Below are 19512 nucleotides of genomic sequence, written 5' to 3'. Positions count from 1 at the left end.
ATTCCTTATCAGACAGGGAATGAAGATTAAGTTGTTTTATATGATATGTCCATTATAGCCTTATTCTTTAATAAGTGGTTGACATAAAGGGCAGTAATAGACAGAGCCTCCAAGATATGACTCTTTTATAATTTGCCCTCCGCACTTTGGACAATTTGATTTAATGGTGTTTTTTGACATACATACCTTATAACCACCTTTTCGTCCAAAAATGTCTTTTTCTATATCACGTCCACCATTTTCAACCATATCCTGTAAAACAGTAATGATACAATCCAATAAATTTTCTTTATCCGAATCACTAAATGTACTAATTTTACGCTTAGGGTGAATACCCGCTGTAAACAGAATATCCTGTAATACACCATTACCAATTCCGGGAAAGCGCTGTTCAGTGGCAAGAAAAGCTTTAGCACTTAGATTAGGCTTGCTATCCATTAATATTTTATGGTATTTCTCTTTAAACTCTGGTGAGAATGGTGAAATTGCATGTTTACTTTTCAAATAATATTCATTATCATAACTACCATCGTGAAGAAAAATTCCGCCATACATTGCCACCGTGAAAACTAAATTTGAGCTATCATCTAATTCAATTAGTAATTGATAATTTTTCAAATCTTTCTCACTGGACTCCAGCCTTACATTTACACCATCATTAAAACATAGCTTATAACCGTTAGAGAAAGTGATTTCAACAAAAATTCCAAACCCTTCTACAGATTCAATTTCCCTTCCTTTTATTGCAGCGTCATATTTGGCCGGTTCTCCATTATACCAGCAAAATTTGTGCTCTTTAGACGGCGGTAACACGTTATTGATTCTTTTCCCAACCACATGATTATTAAGTTGTTCTGCAATAGTCAATACTTCTGGAAATTCTAACATAAACAGGCCTCCGATTATTATTAGTTTTTAAATACTCCGAAAAAATATAAAAAATATGCCTTTACCTTACTTTAATTGTTATAGAAATTTATTTTCCTTATATGTTATTTTATACCAAAATAAAACTGCTTGTCAAACAAAACTAATCCTTGATCACTCCTTACTTTTTTGAAGCAATTCAAATTATTAGTTATGAATTTTCAAGAAAATGTACTAGAATCTAAGTAAATTAATAAAATTCATTAAGAGGCAGCAGAAAAACAACAAATCTCTAAATAGTACAACATATAAAGGAATTACCCTGAGTTCCGGCAAATATACTATAATAAACACTTGTTGGAGTTTTATTTATATGGAACGGATAAAATTGAAAAAAGCAGTAATCTATATTTTACTTTTTGCAGTAATGTATTTTCTTGGCGGTGGAATCGCTATGTTAGTGCATGCCTATGGTAAAGATAAAGTAAACGAATCAAACTGGGGACTTGGCTTTTCCACGGAAGGTCAGCCGCCTACAGGCAATGCAACAGCAACCGAACTAAAAAAATATGATGCGTACTATATCGGAGATGCCAATAAGAAAGTTATTTATTTAACTTTTGACGCAGGATATGAGAATGGCTACACACCAACTATACTTGATGCATTAAAAAAGCATAACGTACCTGCCACATTTTTTCTAGTTGGTAATTATATGACCTCAAGCCCTGATTTGGTAAAAAGAATGGTAGAAGAAGGGCATAATGTAGCAAATCATACATACAATCATCCAAATATGTCAAAGATTTCTACCATGGAAGCTTTTCGTAAAGAAATCGAAGATTTAGAAAATGCTTATAAAGAAATTACCGGTAAAGATTTAACAAAATATTACCGGCCCCCTCAAGGTATATATAGCGAAAATAACATGAAAATGGCACAAGAATTAGGATATAAAACTATATTTTGGAGCCTTGCCTATGTCGATTGGTATAACGACAAACAACCTACACATGAAGAGGCATTTAAAAAGCTCCTTGGCAGAATCCACCCGGGAGCAATCGTTCTTCTTCATAGTACATCAAAGACGAATTCTGAAATCCTGGATGAGTTAATTACGAAGTGGAAAGAGATGGGGTATACCTTTGGAACATTAGATGATATCGTTCAAAGTAAGTAAAACGAAGTTGAATATGTTGTCAATAAGAGACGAATCAGTGAATACTTGTTCGTCTCTTAAATTTTATAAAAGCGGTATCTTAGATTATACATTCTTTCCCAAGTGGGATTAAACATATTTAGGCTGATTTTTTAAAACGCTTTCAACAGCACTTCTAATTTCTTGATAACTTGTGCAACGGCAGATATTTGATTCCAGCCATTTCTCTATTTCATATTCATCAGCTTCAGGTTTATTATTAATCAGGGCATGACAGACCATAAGAAAACCAGAGGTACAATAGCCACATTGAAATGCATTATATTCTACAAAAGCTTCCTGAATTTGGGTATGGCTTCCCATGCCTCCCAACCCTTCAATGGTTAAGATCTTATGACCAATGGTTTCGATAGCTAAAGTTAAGCAGGATTTTACAGGCATACCATCTAATAAGACCGTACAAGTACCGCAATCACCATTTTTACAGCCTGGTTTAGCACCTGTTAAACCTAATTGTTCCCTTAATACATCTAAAAGTATATCAGAAGGACGTACTGTAACACTCCTTAATTCACCATTGACATCTAAATTTATTACTGTTAAATTATCATAGAATTTTAGCATTATTATGATACCTTTCTAAAATCTTTTCAATAATATTTTTCATGACAAATATTCTATACTTACCAGAACCTTCATAATCTGTCAAAGGTGGTTCAGGAAGTAAATTATGAATCAGATTTAATTTATCTCCTACAGAAATTTCCGGATTATTAATGACTTCTTCAATATCTGTACTTCTAAAAGGGTAGGAACAAATTCCCGAAAATGCCATTCGTAATCTGCCTTTATATTGGGTAACACAAACTGTCACAAGTGGATAGTCTATTTTTTCATTAGCTGTCTTTTTTACATGAATAAAAGGTGTTTCTGTCATCTCTTTTTTGACTTTTATTTGGTAAATGAATTCCCCCTGGTCTAACTTAATTCTTTCATGAAAGATTTCATTTAAGGGTAAAGTTCTACGTCTGCCAGGACCATAAATTGATACTTTAGCATCTGTAAGCAATAATGGAAGTACGGTTTCTCTATATATAATTGTTCCGCAAATATTCCCGCCTACTGTGATACGACACTGATTTGTATGATCAGCAATACGTGCACCGGCAGTACCCAATAAAGGAAATAACTTGGATTCATTAATATCATTAAGTGAAACCGCTCCACCAATAATTAATACATCATTTTTAAGCTCTAAAACATTGCATTCTGGTATACCTTTAATGTCAATTACAGCATCAGGTACATTACTGCCAGCCCTGGCCATAGTGATAATTTCACTGCCTCCACCATAATAAAATACTTTATTGCTTTCCTTTTTTAGTTTTTCATAAGCTTTTACAGCATCTTTTTTTGTTTCTGGTTTACAATATATAAAATTATCAGCTATCATGTTTAGCCTCCATCTGCCTCCATAAATACTCTGGTGTTAAGGGTAATTCATTAATATTAATATTGGTAGCTAAGGATAGAGCATTTGAGAGAGCCGCAGGTATTCCAATAATGCCATGTTCAGATATACTACGTGAACCATATGGCGAATCTAATTGGGGGGTTTCAATAAATTCAACATGATATAACGGTTCTTGGCCAATATGCAATAATTTATAGGTGCGTAAATTAGGAGTTTTTAATCTGCCTTCCTGATTATAGTCATAAACCTCACGGCTAGCCATACTTAATCCCATGGCCATTCCACCATAGATTATACCTTTCATTCCATCTGGATTAACAATTTTTCCAACATCCATAACGGTAGTTGCATTTACGATTCGATAAGTATAATCTTTTATATTAAATTCTATCTCTACAGCTTGTGCCCCAACTGTCCATGATGGGCCACTTTTTCCTTTACCTGTATTGGGGTCTAATAAGGATAGTTGTTTCAATATAAAAGTGCCTTTGGCTATAACCGGCTGTCCAATTACTTTCTCATTTTCTGGCTTATATCCTAATACAATATCTTTAAAGTCAATAAAGCTTTGGGGATTATCTTTACGAAACACTTTACTTTCAGCTACGTCTATATCTTCAGGGCTGCAAGAAAATATTTCACTTCCCATTTCCTTTAATTGTGAAAGGACTTCATCTGCAGCCTTCATTACTGCATTTCCAGCCATATAGTTAGTTATACTTGCCACAGTTTTATAGTGTTCTGGATTAAACCTTGTATCTTTAGTAAAATTAACATGAATTTTTTTTATATCCATTTTTAATTTATCAGCTAACATATGTGCAAGCATGGTTTGTCCGCCACTTCCCATCTCAACATTACCAGTGTTTAAATTAAGGCTGCCATCTGAATTGAAAGTAATGATAGCACCGGATACAGAACCAGGTGGCGGAACAGCTTGTTTCCATAAACATGCAATACCAGTGGTTCGTATAACTTCGTTATCAATTTTCTTAATTTGAGGCCCTTTCCAATTAATGACCTCCTTTAATTTTTGTAAGCATGATGTTATATTTCCAGTATTACTTAAGGTACTTATTACTTGTGTTGGACTTAGATTCCCGGGTTTAATTGCATTAATTAACCTTAATTCAAGAGGATCTACTTCGCACCGTTTCGCCAGAATATCCAATGCACATTCCATGCAATAGGTATAGCATAGATGTCCAAAGCCTCTATATGAGGTCGAATAGGTACGATTGGTGTAAATACAATAGGAGTCACAATATAAGTTTTCTATATTATATGGACCTGTACAATCAGCAGCAATAGATTTTGACATATACGGGCTAATATCTGCATAGGCACCTGAATCTAAATAAAAAGTTAGCTTAGCAGCATTTATTTTACCTTCTTTGGTTGCACCAAGCATTATCTTTGCATCTAATCCAAGGCGGCAAGGAGCCGAAGTCATATCTTCTTCCCGGGATATTATAACCCTTACCGGAGTTCCATTTACTTTAAAGCTGGCCATATAAGCTAATATTTCTAAGGTAACCGGTGCTTTTCCACCAAATGCACCACCAACAAATGGAACATGAACTTCAATATTACCAGCATCAATATTAAAGCATTTTCCAATTTGTTTCATTACTGAAAAGGGAGATTGTGATGAGGTTTCTATTTTCACTTTCCCATCAGCTGAAATTTCTGCTCTGGCTGTACGTATTTCCATAGCTAAGTGATCAGATGGTGGTAAATGATATGATTGTTCTATTATTACATCACTTTTTTTAAATCATTCTTCTATATCGCCTTTTCGTATCTGAAACTTAGAGCTTATGTTAGTATTCTCTATTGGATATATATCTTTTTGAACTTTAGTATACTGAGATAGATATGGATGTAATATGGGCGCATCAGTTTCCAGTGCTTTTATAGGTGAAAATATTGGAGTTAGTTTTTCATATTCCACCTCAATTAGTCTAACAGCTTTTAATGCAATTGCTTCTGTAATAGCAACAACCATTGCAACTGGTTCTCCAGCATATCTTACAATATCTTTAGCTAAAGGCGGCCGATCTTTTAACAAGGGACCTGTTAATATTGGAAAATCATGACCTGTAATTATAGCTTTTACACCTTCTAATTTTTGTGCCTTAAGTATATTGATAAATTTTATTTTAGCATGAGGGTGGGGAGAAGTAAGCAAACGAGCACAGAGACATTTTGTAATAGGATAATCATCTGTATATTTTGCATTGCCCGTAACTTTATCCCAAGATTCTTTACGATGAACATTTTCATTAATAGTTGTACCCATCTCTTAAATTCCTTTATTTGTTATTTAGTATTTAGATTATTTACTAATTTAAAGATAATATGCATCTGCTTTCTTATAGCCATGCAATTGCAAAGAAACAACATTGTTATAAAATGGTAGGGGAATCCATACAATTATGAATACTAAAATCGGAGGCGGTTCAAGTGGAGAAGAATCGTGAGATTTTTGTATATATAACTGATAAATAGATAGTGTAATTACTGGAAACCCCCTGGCACTATATATAACTGATGAAAACGAAAAGCAGCAGTGTATAAGGGATTTAGAAATTGCATTAAAGGCTGACGTTATACAATTAAAAAATGGAGATTATATTTTAATTAGTAGATGAGCACTGTTACTGTTAATGGAATGAGACAGGGTACTTTGGACAATTAGATAGAGTACAAATGTAAGTAAATAATTTAATTATATGCAGTAGAAATTACACGAACTTTAAATATGCAGTTTTAACTGCATGTAGTTTAAATATGTACTTTTTATTGCATATTTTCTTGCTATTATATAAAAAATATGATAAAATATTCCAAAATAAAGAATTGTTTATATGGAGGAATAGCCAATGTTTTTTGCCATAATAGGAGATATCATTAATTCCAAAAGCATCGATACAGATAGAACATTACAAATTAGAAATGAAGTTCAAATTAATTTAAACAAAATATTAGATGAAATAAATAAAAAATATTCTGATGTAATAGCAGCTAATTTTTTAATAACTCTGGGAGATGAGTTCCAAGGATTATTGAATCATCCAAAATATATTTTTGAAATTATTGAAACTATTAAATTAAATATTTATCCAATAAAACTACGTTTTGGGATTGGTATAGGCGGAATGTACACAGAAATCAATCGAGATATGGCAATAGGAGCGGACGGCCCTGCTTACTATAATGCTAGAAAAATGGTTGAGGAGATTAAAGTTTTAGAAAAAGGCAAGATGAATGGCAGTGTAAACATTATGATAAAAGAAGAAGCAGGAATCCATCCTCATGAAATTAATTTAATAAATAGCAACCTTCAATTATGTTCTTGTATTGAAAACAATTGGACCTTAAAGCAAAGAGAGATAGTTAAAAAAATAATGTTAGAAAAGAAAAGTCAGGTAGAAGCAGCAGAAGCGTTGGGAATATCCCAATCAAGTGTGCAAAGACGTCTGAAAGCAGCAGGGTTTTATGATTATATTCAAGGAGTTGAAACTGTATCTACAATAGTGAATGAGATTTGGGGGTAGTTTAATGAAACATGAACTATTATTATTATGCTTAATGGCACATTTTGCAGGTGATTACTATTTGCAGACTAAGCATTTGGCTAAAATAAAGGATAATGTATTTAAAGGGGTTGTACAGCATAGTTTCATATATTGTATACCATTCTTATTTATATGGTTTCTTTTGGGATTGGATGGGAGCTTATGGAGAACCCTCTTATTTATCTGTATTATTCACTTCATAATTGATTCTGTAAAATTTTTATATAAGGTAAAAATCATTAAAAAAATAAAGAAAAAATATTTAGTATTAAGAGAAAGTACTTTATATCTGGCTGACCAAAGCCTGCATTTAATTTCAATTATTATTATATGTTTTATAAACCGCAATTTAAAAATTAAACCTGTATTTTCCGTAGAAGCATTTTTTCAATACCTAAACATCGATTCACATAAATTATTTCGATGGATATTGCTTATGTTAATTATTGGTAAACCAATTAATATAAGCTTTAAAAAGTTATTTACTGGTTTAAAGCCATCTGATCCATTAATATCCCAATATAGTGGCTCAGAATTCAAACTATCTGTGACTGCAGCAGATACTTCAATGGATATGAATAGGAAGACTATCATAGGAATAGAAAATAAAAATGCAGGACAGTATATTGGATTTTTAGAACGAATTTTAATAGCTATATTTCTTAGCATAGGCCAATACGCTTCCATCGGTTTTATTATGACTGCAAAATCAATTGCAAGGTATGATAAAATATCAAAAAGTCAGGAATTTGCAGAGTATTACCTGGTTGGTACTCTTGCAAGCCTGATAGCAGCTTTGGTTACATACTTTTTTATTTTTACTTTATTATAAATGATTTCAACATATGGGCGTAATAGATGAGGATGAAGTTATGATGATGTTAGACTTAGAAATATGAATGATATTTTAAGGAGGGGATAATTTGAAAAAAACAGTAATAGTCGGCGAGGGTATTGCAGGACTTACAGCCGGAGTTTATGCACAATTGAATGGTTTCAAAAGTGAAATTTATGAAAAAAATCCGGTAGCAGGTGGACAATGCATGGGCTGGGACAGAAAAGGGCATCACATTGACAATTGCATCCATTGGTTAACTGGGACAAAAAAAGGAACGGAACTTTATAAAATTTGGGAAACTTTAAATGCAATTGGTGATGATGTAGAAATGATTCATAATCAAACCTTCTACACCTCCAAACTGGATGGCAAATCGGCTACCTTGTGGAGAGATTTGGATAAAACCCAAAGGGAACTTTTACAAATTGCTCCCGAAGATGCAGAAGAAATACATAAATTAATTTCCCATGTTCGGTTAGCAGAATGTTGTGAAATGCCTTTCAACAAGCCAATGGATATGATGAATATATTTGATTATATTAACATGGGCAAAAAAATGGCTGGAATGTTTAAAGTAATGAAAGAATATGACAAAATGGATATTGAAGATTTAGGTAACAGATTTGAGAATCCGCTGATACGAAAATTGTTAACCGACTATATGTGTAAAGAATATTTCGCTTCCAGCTTCATTATTTCTTATGCTACAATGACAAGCGGAAACGGTGATATTCCATTGAAAGGCTCACTTGCCATGACAAACAGAATTATTAAAAGATATAAAGAACTTGGAGGTGTTCTGCATACTAATAAACCTATAAAGAAAATAATCATCAGTCATAATAAAGCAGAAGGTGTTATTCTTAATGATGACACAGTTGTTCATGCAGACTATGTTATTTGTGCAACTGACACAGCAGAAACATTTGGACGTTTAATGGATAGCTCCTATATGGATAAAAAGCTAAAAGTCTGCTATGAAAATCCCAATGATTATCCTGTTTTCAGTGGATTACAAATGGCTTTTTCTGCAGATAATAACTTGTTTAGCGATGAAACAATTATTTTTGATTTCAAGCCTATTACTATAGGAAATAATGATGTTACAAGAATGTCACTAAAAAGTTATCATTATGATCCTTCCTTTGCTCCAGAAGGTAAAACTGTTTTACAAGTTAATATTATGCAACGGAAAGATGATTTTGATTACTGGAAGTCCTTGAATAAGCAGGATTACAAAAATGCAAAACAAACCATTGCAGAAGCTGTAACAGATAGAATTATTGAATGTTTTCCTAAACTTAATGGTCATATTGAACTTCTGGATTGTTGGACACCTCTGACCTATGAGAAATATTGCAATTCATTTAACGGAGCATATATGGCTTTCATTGAAAAGAAAAATATTAAAATCCCAAGATTAAAAGGTAAAGTAAATGGGCTTTCCAACGTATTTATAGCAAGTCAATGGCTGCAATCTCCCGGTGGATTACCAGTGGCTGCAGCTACCGGAAAATTTGTGATACAGCGGATACTAAAAAAAGAAGGCAAGTCAATTAATATTTAAATTCTGATCTGGAGATTCGTAACGAGACAAGATATATCAACAGAATGTTGGAATCATGCGTCATGGAAATTGATAATATTTTTGAATACCAGTTTGTAGGGGAGAACTAATATGAATATACATACAAAAAGGTTGTTATTGGAGCCATTAGGATCCCGACATCTTATATCTACACATAAATATGCCAGTGATTTTGATAATACTAAATATATGGTATACTTACCAAATACAGATATAAGGGAGACTGAGAGCTTTCTGGAAAGGGTACAGGCAGAATGGGAAAAGTATAACCCTCAATTTTATGAATTTGCTATTCTGTTAGATAATAAACATATCGGCGCAGTTAGTATATATATCAATAATGAAAATGCAGAGGGTGAGCTTGGCTGGATAATATGTAAGGAGTTCTGGGGAAATGGGTATGCAGCAGAAGCGGCAAGTGCAATTATCCATTTTGCTATACAAGAATTGAAAATCCGGAAATTCATTGCACACTGTGACAGTGAAAATGTTAGCTCATCTAGAGTGATGGAAAAATTGGGATTCTCATTAGTGGAAAGAGCAAATGGACGTAAGAATAAATCCTCTGATGAAGAAAGAGAAGAATTGATGTACTCCCTTGAAATTAAATAAACAGGATTATCACATAAAAAAGGCAACAACCAGAAGAATAATTTTCAGATGCTGCCTTTTTATATTTACTTTATTCCGTCTTCCGGCAATATTTTAATTTTACTATTTCAAACCACAATACTGAAAGGATGGAAAAAATTATTACCAGGCTTATACTTGTCAGGCCTAAAGGATAAAATCCTAAAGTTTTATGAAGAGGGCTGTAAATACATAAAACAAGTCCGACCAATGTTATAATATTAACTGCCCATATTCCTGGATCGTGGCTTATCTTTTTAAAAGCCTGAACTATGTTTTCTTTTTCAGAACTATTTTCTATTACTAATAGAATGTTGGAAAGTACAAGGACGGAAAAGCCCGCTGTTCTTGCAATTTCTGGTGGATAAGATAAATTCAGCATACTAAAGTAAATACTAAATGAAAATATAAATATTACCAATCCCTGAATAATGCTTTTTATAAGTCTGGCTTTTGAAAATAATGATTCCATTGGCTGTCTTGGCGGTTTCTTCATAGTATTAGCCTCTGCCGGAATGCGTTCCAGCGCAATACTACAGGTTGGATCCATTATCAACTCCAGTAATACAATATGGAGGGGCAGAAGCATAAGGGAATCCGACCCGATTCCTAACATTGGGGCTACCAGGGATATAAGCGCTATTGGTATGTGTATCGTTAATACATATCCTATTGCTTTAACAATATTCTGATATATTCGCCTTCCATCATGAACAGTACTTATTATAGTTGATATATTATCGTCTAATAGGATTAAATCAGCAGCCTCTCTGCATACTTCGCTGCCATGCTTGCCCATTGCAATTCCAATATCAGCAATTTTCTGAGCAGGAGAGTCATTCACTCCATCACCGGTCATAGCAACTACTTCACCGTTTTCCTGAAGTGCTTTCACAATTTTCATTTTATGGAGGGGTAAAACTCTGGCATAAATATTATATTCTTTTACAATATTTTTTAATTCTAAGTCTGTTAGCCTGGATAGCATTTCCCCAGTAATAACCTTATCGCTGTTACGAATCCCTACTTTACCTGCAATAAAGGACGCTGTTTCCGGATGATCTCCGGTAATCATAATAATACGGATTCCTGCATCATAACTTTCTTTAATAATATCTTTCATTTCATTTCTAATTGGATCGGATAAACCAACAATTCCTCTAAAATGCAATTTACACTCAGACAGATTATCAGGAATATGGTTGCCTTCCGGAATAATCCTGTCTGCCAATGCAATTACTCTTAGACCTTTCTTTAAAAAGTTATTCATCTGTTCTTTCACTTCCATGTCCTGATCCGTTGTGAGATAGCATTGGGAAAGGATTGTCTCAGGACTTCCCTTTGCGGCTATAGTATAATATCCATCTTCTTTCCAGACCTGACCCATGGCTTTAAGTTCGTTGGTAAAGGGATATTCCTTAATAAGTATAGAATTACTTTTATCTATACTGCAAATTGAAACTTTCTCTGGTTGGTTGGTACTTTGTCTGTATAAAGATTCTCCATATTCAATCAATGCTTTTTCCACCGGATCGAAAGTCCCTTCTTTACAGGAAAAAATTATAGCTTTGCGGAACCTTTCAATTTGAGGGTTATTCATAAAGCATTCCGAAACCTGCATTTTATTATGTGTTATGGTACCTGTTTTGTCCATACATAATACAGACACAGAACCCAGAGTTTCCACAGAGGGAAGATGTCTAATCAAAGCATTTTTCTTGGCCAATCGAAAGGCTCCCATTGATAAAAAGACAGATAAAATTACAGGGAATTCTCCGGGAATCATAGATAAAGCCAAAACAATGCCAGCCATCATACTATGAATAATACGTTCCATCAATTCTTGCTCTGATAAATTTAAAAATGTAAAAAATCCAACTAAAAGAAAAAGTAATGCAGCCAATATAGTACATTGCTTTGCAAGCTTTTTCATCTGTATTTGTAGACCGGTATTTATTTCAGGTACTTTTAAAATGCTCTCAGCTATTTTCCCATACTCTGTATATTTACCTGTTTTCTCCACACATACAATACCGGTTCCAACGATTACATGGGTTCCCGCATAACAGCAATCTTTTTTAAAATATTCTTCTTTGCTTTCTGCCTCGGTATTCACATTGAGATAATTTAATAAGTCCTTATGAATAATATGTTTTTTGGCATTCTTCCATATACCGGTGGATTCACCGGTTAATATACTTTCATCAATACATAGACCATTTGCCCTGACTATATAGCCATCAGCAGGAATTTTAACTCCTTCCGTTATAAGCATCAAATCCCCTGGTACAAGTTCTCTGCCGGATAATTGTATTTCTTTTCCTTCTCGGATAACAGGAATTTTAGGTTCACTAATTTCCTTTAATTTTTTTAATACATTTCCGGTTCTGATTTCTTGAAAAACATCGATTCCGATAACAAATATTACAAATGCTATCATAAATATACCATCTGTTGCTTCCCCCAGAAGAAAATAAATTATAGCAGCAAAGGATAATAGAAGATATATTGGTTCTGAAATAATATGCTTTAGCTGTTTTAAAAACTTTTTCTTATTATTCGTACGTATTTCATTATATCCGTAAATCTCCCTCCGTTTTTGAACTTCTTTCAAAGTTAATCCGTAATAATCAGTCATATACCTGCTACCTCCATTTAGGCAGAGTTAAGGGTATGTGTCCCGATTATAAAAAAATGCCTGTGGAACACATAGAGAAAACTACTGTCCCACAGGCATTTATATTCCTGTTGCTGTCTAACAGCCCGGCTGCACGAAGTATCGCCGCCTGATCAGATTGTACTGTTGATTACCTTATTAACCCTGCAGTGCAAAGTGATTTAGTACTTCATCATATGTAAATATGAATTAAATGTTACATCAAAAATTAAAAGCACCAATACGGTCAAACTGCTAATACCGTATTAACGCTTACAAGCTTAGTGGGTTTGAAATATTCTGATTCGTTTAGTTTTTCTGATATTCACGTAAGCTTTCCAGTATGTCACTATGATCAGAAAAGAAAGTATTAAATACGTTCATTTTATGTACGGTTTTCGGATTTAAACTATGTTCCATCAATTCCGTCTGCTGTAATAAGTCATCTTCACAACCCAGGATTTTCAGGAAATTTTCAATGATATGATGGCGTTTTAAAAGGTATTCACCTATTTCCTTACCACTTTCACTTAACATGATAATTCCGTATTTCTTATATATTAATAGACCAAGTGCAGCAAGTTTCTGCACCATTCTCGTAGCAGAGGCCGCTTTTACATTCAATAATTCTGCAAGTATATTAATTCGGATATATCCTTCTTTTAAGCTATTCCTATATATCATCTCAAGATAATCCTCCATAGCCGATGTTAGCTTACTTTTGTTCTGCTCCAGGAGTTGATATCCTCTAACCGTATAAAATTCGTTATTTATCACCTTTATAATCATGCTCCTTTCAAAGTCTGGAGGCTTTGTGCATAGCACAAATCTCCGGCTGAAAGAATTTCAACCTTATAAGATTAATATTCTTTCAGCCTTCCATATCCCAAAATTTCTATTAATTTATATATATGCAGTAACACATGAAGTTATTTTACATATGTTAGTGTAGGGTAAAAGTATTGCACCCCACTAACATTAACGATTCATAATTCAGGAGGCTAATATTCAATGAATAATAACATCATACCACTTAATTTCTTACCCCTAGGAAAAAAAGCAAAAGTAAAGGTACTTATATCTGATGGTATTATGCGAAGAAGGATGCTTGATTTAGGATTAACTAATGGTACCGAAATTGAAGCGTTACAAAGGAGTCCCTCCGGAGATCCCGTTGCTTACGATATCCGGGGAGCAGTAATAGCTTTACGTTCAGAAGAGGCTTCCAAGGTCATAGTAGAGGCTATATCGTAATAGTTTAATAAAGGAGAGAGCAGAATATGGGTTTGACAAGTCAATCTACCGGAATAGGTGTATTAGACAGCGAATTAAGAATTGAACGTAGCCGTGTGGATGATAAGATCATAGCACTTGCCGGAAATCCCAATGTAGGAAAAAGCACAGTATTTAACAGCTTAACAGGGTTAAATCAACACACAGGTAATTGGCCCGGTAAAACAGTTACCAATGCACAAGGAAAATGTATTCATAAGGATAAAAATTTTATTATGGTAGATTTACCCGGTACTTATTCACTAATGGCTAATTCGGTAGAAGAAGAAGTTGCCCGGGATTTCATCTGCTTTGGAAACCCAGATGCAACTATAATCGTAACTGATGCAACTTGCCTGGAAAGAAATTTAAATCTTGTTCTACAGACTTTGGAAATTACATCTAATGTTGTGGTTTGCGTAAACCTTCTAGATGAAGCAAAAAAGAAAAAAATAAGTATTGATTTGAAAGAACTTTCTTATCAATTAGGTGTACCAGTTATCGGAACCAGTGCAAGAAGCGGGAGAGGACTGGGCGCTCTAATGGATGCCGTATATGAAGTTACAAATCAAGAAGCAGCCAGCACTCCGTTACAAATTACATATGATGATACCATAGAAGAAGCAATCCGTATTCTGGAACCTGCCATATGGGATCTTTTAAAAGATAGACTCAGCAGTCGTTGGGTAGCATTAAAGCTTTTGGATGAGGATGAAATTTTATTACAGGCACTTCAAAAATACTTGGATTTTGAATTGACATCGGATGAAAATATCCTGCAAAAAATAAAGGAAGCGAAAGATAGGCTGGAGATAGCTGGTATAGACCATAATGTGTTGAGGGATAAAGTTGTATCCGCAATTATAAGCACGGCAGAAAAAATCTGTAGTGAGTCAATTACTATTGAAAATGAAAAATATAACCATATAGACCGGAAAATAGACCGTATTGTAACATCCAGAATATTTGGAATTCCTATTATGATTGGACTTCTTGGTATTGTATTCTGGCTCACTATTACCGGGGCAAATTATCCTTCCGAAATGATTGCAAAGTTCCTTTTCTGGATAGAAGGCTGGCTTACTGAATTTTTCATATGGCTGGGAACCCCTTCCTGGGTACATGGGGTTTTTATCATGGGAATCTATCGTACATTAGCATGGGTTGTATCCGTCATGCTGCCTCCCATGGCAATATTCTTTCCTCTTTTTACTCTGTTGGAAGATTTGGGCTATTTACCGAGAGTTGCTTTTAATCTGGATAATTATTTCAAAAAATCATGTGCTCATGGAAAGCAGGCGCTTACTATGTGTATGGGATTTGGATGTAATGCAGCAGGTATAATTGGGTGTAGAATTATAGATTCACCAAGAGAGCGACTTATCGCAATGATTACAAATAATTTTGTACCTTGTAATGGCCGTTTCCCTACGCTGATTGCAATTATCACCATGTTCTTTGCAGGTGTAGTTGCAAGTCCTTTTCAATCCTTAGTTTCAACACTATTGTTAACTGGGGTAATTGTTTATGGTGTATTTATGACATTGGTCATATCAAAAATATTATCCAAAACAATTCTAAAAGGTCTTCCTTCCTCATTTACTTTGGAGCTTCCACCTTACCGAAAGCCTCAGATTGGTAGAGTAATTATCCGATCTGTATTTGACAGAACTTTATTTGTTCTTGCCCGTGCTGTTTTAATAGCTGTCCCTGCCGGTTTAATTATATGGATTACGGCAAATATCCATATAGGTGGTTCAAGCATTCTTTCCTATTGTGCAGGTTTCTTAAATCCTTTTGCTAAGTTAATAGGCTTAGATGGCTATATCTTAATGGCATTTATACTCGGCTTTCCTGCAAATGAAATCGTTATACCAATCATTATAATGAGCTATATGGCAACCGGTAATATTATGGAGTTGGATGGCTTAGATCAACTTAGAGAACTACTTGTTTCCCATGGTTGGACTTGGGTTACCGCTGTTTGTACAATGCTTTTTTCATTAATGCATTGGCCATGTGGTACAACATGCTGGACAATAAAGAAAGAATCTCAAAGCTGGAAATGGACAGCGGTTTCATTTCTTATTCCAACAGTAACCGGTATAATAACATGTTTCTTTGTTGCAAATACAGTAAGATTAATTGGTTTAATATAATATAATTCTAAAATGTCAGACAAAAGTCTACATCAATTATTATGATTTGTATTGTATACCATTAATAAAGCTCTGTTTCCGAAGGATACTGGAGTATAAAAAGGATTACAACTTGATTGAAACTTGTTGTAATCCTTTTTTTTATTTAAATTTAAAATGCAAAATTACATTGTTTCATTCACAATACGACATTTTCTTCATAATATATAGTGTAGTAATAAAAATTATTTATTAGATAAATGAGAAAGTATTAGTATTTATGTATAATGCTAAGAGAAAATAGGCTATAGATTACCTTTTTAATCTAAAATATATTTAAGGAGTTGATATTAATGACATATTATAGAAAAGATGAAAGTCGAAAACGATGTTCAAGTTTCAGATCTGATCCACCAGAATTTCCTCGTGGAGGTTTCTTCCGGGAACGAGAAGAATTTCCTCGTGAACGTTTCTTCCGTGAACGAGAAGAATTCCCTCGCGAACGTTTCTTTCCTGAATTTGAAGAAGAACTTGAAGAATTTCCTCGTGAACGTTTCTTCCGCGAACGTGAAGAATTTCCTCGTGAACGTCGTGAAGAAGAACGTGAGGAATTTCCTCGTGAACGTTTTTTCCGTGAGCGTTAAGAACTTCCTCGTATAGATTTTCAACAAGCATGAGTTAGGAATTTGGTAGATACAAAAGACTTGTGTATTAATATATATATATAATTAGTTTTAAAATTGGATATTTACTTTATGTATATCATTAGCCCAAAATAATTTTGAATACAGTACTTGGAGAAATATTAGGAGAAATCACAGGTTAATTGAACCCAAAATGTTGTAAAAGTCTAACATGGAGGGTTCATTTTTTATGTAAAGAATTTGAAATGTATGAAATAGGGTAGTAGTAAAAATATTTTTATAGTCTGTTTAAAAAGTGCTTGGACAATTGTAAAATTGAGGGTATAATCAAATATATTATAGTAGTTCTGATTATGAAGAAATCTAAGAAAATTATTTTATGACTGTGTAAAATCGCTTTGTGACCGCGGTGTTACAGAGCAAGAAGCTCATAATGAATTGGGATGAAGTAAAAAATAGAGTCATATTATACTGAATAATACAGGAGGGGACTGAGTGTAAATTGCAGACATCAGACATTGATATATAATGGAAAGAATGGTAAAGTTAAATTTAATAAAGTGTAATTTATTATTTATTATATAGGTAAAAAATAATATTAATGGCACTTGCGTAGGAAATTAGTTTTTCTGTAGTGTCCAGTGACTTTAAGGCCTATTTTATAATACGAGCTTCCTGTGATAAAGTAGAAATGTAAAAAGAACCCTCACTTAAAAAATAAGATATAATGAATTTGACGAAAACAAAAATCTTATTTTTAAGGAGGATTCACTATGAATTATAACCAAAACAAAAGACTTAATCAATTGGATGAAAATATTCTTATCATTGGAGTTGACGTGTCAAAAAAATTTCACGTTGCTAGAGCACAGGACTTTAGGGGAGTTGAGTTTAAAAAAGGAATTAAATTTGACAACAGCAGACAAGGATTTGCTGAATTTGAGGAATGGAAGAATTCTTTACAGTCTGAAAATAGTAAAACAAAAGTAATAGTTGGTATGGAGCCGACTGGACCTTACTGGCTGCCATTTGCAAGATGGTTACAGACAGAAGGATACTGGACGGTTACTGTAAATCCAGCACATGTAAAGAAGTGCAAGGAATTAGATGACAATAACCAGGCAAAAACAGACTATCGAGATGCAAGGGTTATTGCTCAATTGATAAAAGATGCAAGGTTCTCAGAACCAAACCTGCTTGCAGGTGTATATGAAGAGTTGAGAAATGCAAAGAATATCCGAAAAGTAATGGTAAATGATTTGAAACGTATCAAGAATCAAATGGCGAATTGGTTAGATAGGTATTTTCCTGAATACAAAAGAGGATACACTAACTGGGAGGCAGAATCATTCTTGTATGTTTTAGAAAAATATAAACTTCCGTCAAGAATTGCAGAGTTAGATGCAATAACAGTATATTCAGATGTAAGAGAAAAATTTCCTCGAGGAGTAGGTCAGAAAAAGATTGAAAATCTGATTAGGGCAAGTAAGGAAAGCATAGGAATAACGGAAGGATGCCGTATGGCAGAAAAGGAATTAGATTATCTATTGAAACGATATAATGAATTGGTCTCAGATATAGATGATATAGAAAGCACCATCGGAAGTCTGTGTGAAGAGTTGCCAGAAGTACAAAGAATCACACAGATAAAAGGTTTTGGAATTACTACCGCTAGTGGTGTTGTTGCAGAACTGGGAAATATAAAAGAATACAGAACCCCAAAACAGATGATAAAAATGGCTGGTTTATCGTTGACGGAAAACAGTTCGGGTCAAAAGAAAGGTAAAATGTCCATTAGCAAACGAGGACGTAAGGACTTGAGAAAGATACTATATCAAGCCGTAGTAGGTATGATTCGAACCAATGAAGCCTTCCATAAGTTATATCAGTATTATCGATATAGAGCCAAGAATCAGCTGACAGGGAAACAGGCAATCATAGTCTTGGTCAACAAGTTGTTACGGATTATCCATACGATTGTGGTAAAGGATGTTGATTATGACGAGACAAAAATGCTTGAAGCTATAAAACACCCAGATGAGTTTTCTTTTGCAGCATAGAAAGATTTTTAAGTAATGAAAAAGGTCTGTTATTATGGCAACGGTAACGGATTACAAACGCAACAAAGAAAGACAAATGACAAAAGTGACGATCCCGTATTTCCTCCATTAGGGCATAACCCCGTATACGAGCATCGCGGGACTCACACATGATGAGATAGAACGAAGGAAGTTTGGAGCAATGACTCCGGTAGAAAGAGGTCGTATTCTCATGTTTTAAGTGAAGCTAAAGTCACTATCTATAGAAAAATATGTGTTGCTTTTATTAAGTGTGGGCAATTTATTAGATTATCAACATTTCAATTAATATATAACTAGGAATTATGTAACAAAAAGTATACAAAGTACTGGTAAATCGGTACTTGACTTAAAGAGGAGGATTACAAGACTATGAAAGTAAGTTTATTAAAAAAATACACATTTGGGTTAGTAATATCTATATTACTTATTATAATTAATAATGAATTGATTAAGAAAAGCATAGAACATATGTCTAATAATAGGCTTATTAATTTATCTACTCTGATTTTATTTTTCTTTAATCCAATAATAAATTTAATCACTCTTATTGGAATTGTCTTAACCTATTATTTTATTATAAAAAT

The 19512-nt window shown here is 33.7% G+C and carries 16 protein-coding genes, 1 pseudogene and 1 riboswitch; of the genes and pseudogenes, 10 read left to right on the top strand and 7 right to left on the bottom strand.

What is annotated here, in order from left to right; all coding sequences use genetic code 11:
• Positions 1-60 precede the first annotated feature (60 nt).
• Positions 61-888 carry a DNA-formamidopyrimidine glycosylase family protein gene (locus BM183_RS02390; RefSeq protein WP_091684180.1) on the bottom strand — a complete coding sequence of 276 codons (828 nt, stop codon included), beginning with the start codon at positions 886-888 and terminating at the stop codon, positions 61-63.
• 352 nt (positions 889-1240) lie between these two features.
• Here BM183_RS02390 and pdaA point away from each other — a divergent pair, with 352 nt between their 5' ends.
• Positions 1241-2047, top strand: coding sequence for a delta-lactam-biosynthetic de-N-acetylase (gene pdaA / locus BM183_RS02385; RefSeq protein ID WP_091684179.1), 807 nt, complete (start codon positions 1241-1243; stop codon positions 2045-2047).
• A gap of 108 nt (positions 2048-2155) precedes the next feature.
• On the opposite strand, the gene BM183_RS02380 is transcribed toward pdaA, so the two are convergent.
• From BM183_RS02380 to BM183_RS21345, 4 genes and pseudogenes are all read right to left on the bottom strand, one after another.
• On the bottom strand, positions 2156-2650 hold the full coding sequence (locus BM183_RS02380; protein WP_091684178.1) for a (2Fe-2S)-binding protein: 495 nt from the start codon (positions 2648-2650) through the stop codon (positions 2156-2158).
• Positions 2634-3479 carry an FAD binding domain-containing protein gene (locus tag BM183_RS02375; RefSeq protein WP_091684177.1) on the bottom strand — a complete coding sequence of 282 codons (846 nt, stop codon included), beginning with the start codon at positions 3477-3479 and terminating at the stop codon, positions 2634-2636. Before BM183_RS02375 ends, BM183_RS02380 begins: the two co-directional genes overlap by 17 nt.
• Positions 3469-5265: pseudogene (locus tag BM183_RS21580) on the bottom strand (xanthine dehydrogenase family protein molybdopterin-binding subunit); the annotation flags it as partial. The pseudogene BM183_RS21580 and the gene BM183_RS02375, both read right to left, overlap by 11 nt.
• A 12-nt stretch (positions 5266-5277) precedes the next feature.
• A complete protein-coding gene (locus BM183_RS21345) occupies positions 5278-5802 on the bottom strand; it encodes a xanthine dehydrogenase family protein molybdopterin-binding subunit (RefSeq protein ID WP_330392291.1) in 525 nt (174 codons plus the stop codon).
• 205 nt (positions 5803-6007) lie between these two features.
• Here BM183_RS21345 and BM183_RS21605 point away from each other — a divergent pair, with 205 nt between their 5' ends.
• From BM183_RS21605 to BM183_RS02350, 5 genes are all read left to right on the top strand, one after another.
• Positions 6008-6154: a capping complex subunit for YIEGIA gene (locus tag BM183_RS21605; RefSeq protein WP_418884214.1), complete on the top strand. Its 147-nt coding sequence runs from the start codon at positions 6008-6010 to the stop codon at positions 6152-6154.
• Between the two features lie 231 nt (positions 6155-6385).
• On the top strand, positions 6386-7060 hold the full coding sequence (locus BM183_RS02365; protein ID WP_091684176.1) for a SatD family protein: 675 nt from the start codon (positions 6386-6388) through the stop codon (positions 7058-7060).
• A 4-nt stretch (positions 7061-7064) separates the two neighbouring features.
• Positions 7065-7913, top strand: coding sequence for a DUF3307 domain-containing protein (locus BM183_RS02360; protein ID WP_170847864.1), 849 nt, complete (start codon positions 7065-7067; stop codon positions 7911-7913).
• Positions 7914-8004: 91 nt separating this feature from the next.
• A complete protein-coding gene (locus tag BM183_RS02355; protein WP_091684174.1) occupies positions 8005-9486 on the top strand; it encodes a phytoene desaturase family protein in 1482 nt (493 codons plus the stop codon).
• Positions 9487-9597: 111 nt separating this feature from the next.
• Positions 9598-10119 carry a GNAT family N-acetyltransferase gene (locus BM183_RS02350; RefSeq protein WP_091684173.1) on the top strand — a complete coding sequence of 174 codons (522 nt, stop codon included), beginning with the start codon at positions 9598-9600 and terminating at the stop codon, positions 10117-10119.
• Between the two features lie 70 nt (positions 10120-10189).
• Here the strand turns inward: BM183_RS02350 and BM183_RS02345 are convergent, their stop codons facing one another.
• Both BM183_RS02345 and BM183_RS02340 read right to left on the bottom strand, forming a co-directional pair.
• The gene (locus BM183_RS02345; RefSeq protein WP_091684172.1) at positions 10190-12775 is read right to left on the bottom strand and encodes a cation-translocating P-type ATPase; all 2586 of its coding nucleotides are present in this window, start codon (positions 12773-12775) and stop codon (positions 10190-10192) included.
• Between the two features lie 82 nt (positions 12776-12857).
• Positions 12858-12941, bottom strand: a riboswitch (NiCo riboswitch).
• Between the two features lie 161 nt (positions 12942-13102).
• Positions 13103-13570: a metal-dependent transcriptional regulator gene (locus tag BM183_RS02340; RefSeq protein WP_091684313.1), complete on the bottom strand. Its 468-nt coding sequence runs from the start codon at positions 13568-13570 to the stop codon at positions 13103-13105.
• A 234-nt stretch (positions 13571-13804) separates the two neighbouring features.
• Here BM183_RS02340 and BM183_RS02335 point away from each other — a divergent pair, with 234 nt between their 5' ends.
• The 4 genes from BM183_RS02335 to BM183_RS02320 all read left to right on the top strand — a co-directional run bounded on the left by BM183_RS02335 (position 13805) and on the right by BM183_RS02320 (position 18907).
• The gene (locus BM183_RS02335) at positions 13805-14047 is read left to right on the top strand and encodes a FeoA family protein (protein WP_091684171.1); all 243 of its coding nucleotides are present in this window, start codon (positions 13805-13807) and stop codon (positions 14045-14047) included.
• A 26-nt stretch (positions 14048-14073) separates the two neighbouring features.
• Complete coding sequence (gene feoB, locus BM183_RS02330; protein WP_091684170.1) at positions 14074-16224, top strand: ferrous iron transport protein B; 2151 nt, start codon at positions 14074-14076, stop codon at positions 16222-16224.
• A 332-nt stretch (positions 16225-16556) separates the two neighbouring features.
• Complete coding sequence (locus tag BM183_RS02325) at positions 16557-16847, top strand: hypothetical protein (RefSeq protein WP_091684169.1); 291 nt, start codon at positions 16557-16559, stop codon at positions 16845-16847.
• A 773-nt stretch (positions 16848-17620) separates the two neighbouring features.
• Positions 17621-18907 carry an IS110 family RNA-guided transposase gene (locus BM183_RS02320; RefSeq protein WP_091684168.1) on the top strand — a complete coding sequence of 429 codons (1287 nt, stop codon included), beginning with the start codon at positions 17621-17623 and terminating at the stop codon, positions 18905-18907.
• The last annotated feature ends 605 nt before the right edge of the window (positions 18908-19512 follow it).

Origin of the sequence: Anaerocolumna aminovalerica (assembly GCF_900115365.1) — a bacterium.
Lineage (GTDB): Bacteria > Bacillota > Clostridia > Lachnospirales > Lachnospiraceae > Anaerocolumna > Anaerocolumna aminovalerica.
The sequence above is the reverse complement of the archived record's forward strand: the minus strand, read 5'-3'. Positions and strand labels throughout refer to the sequence as shown.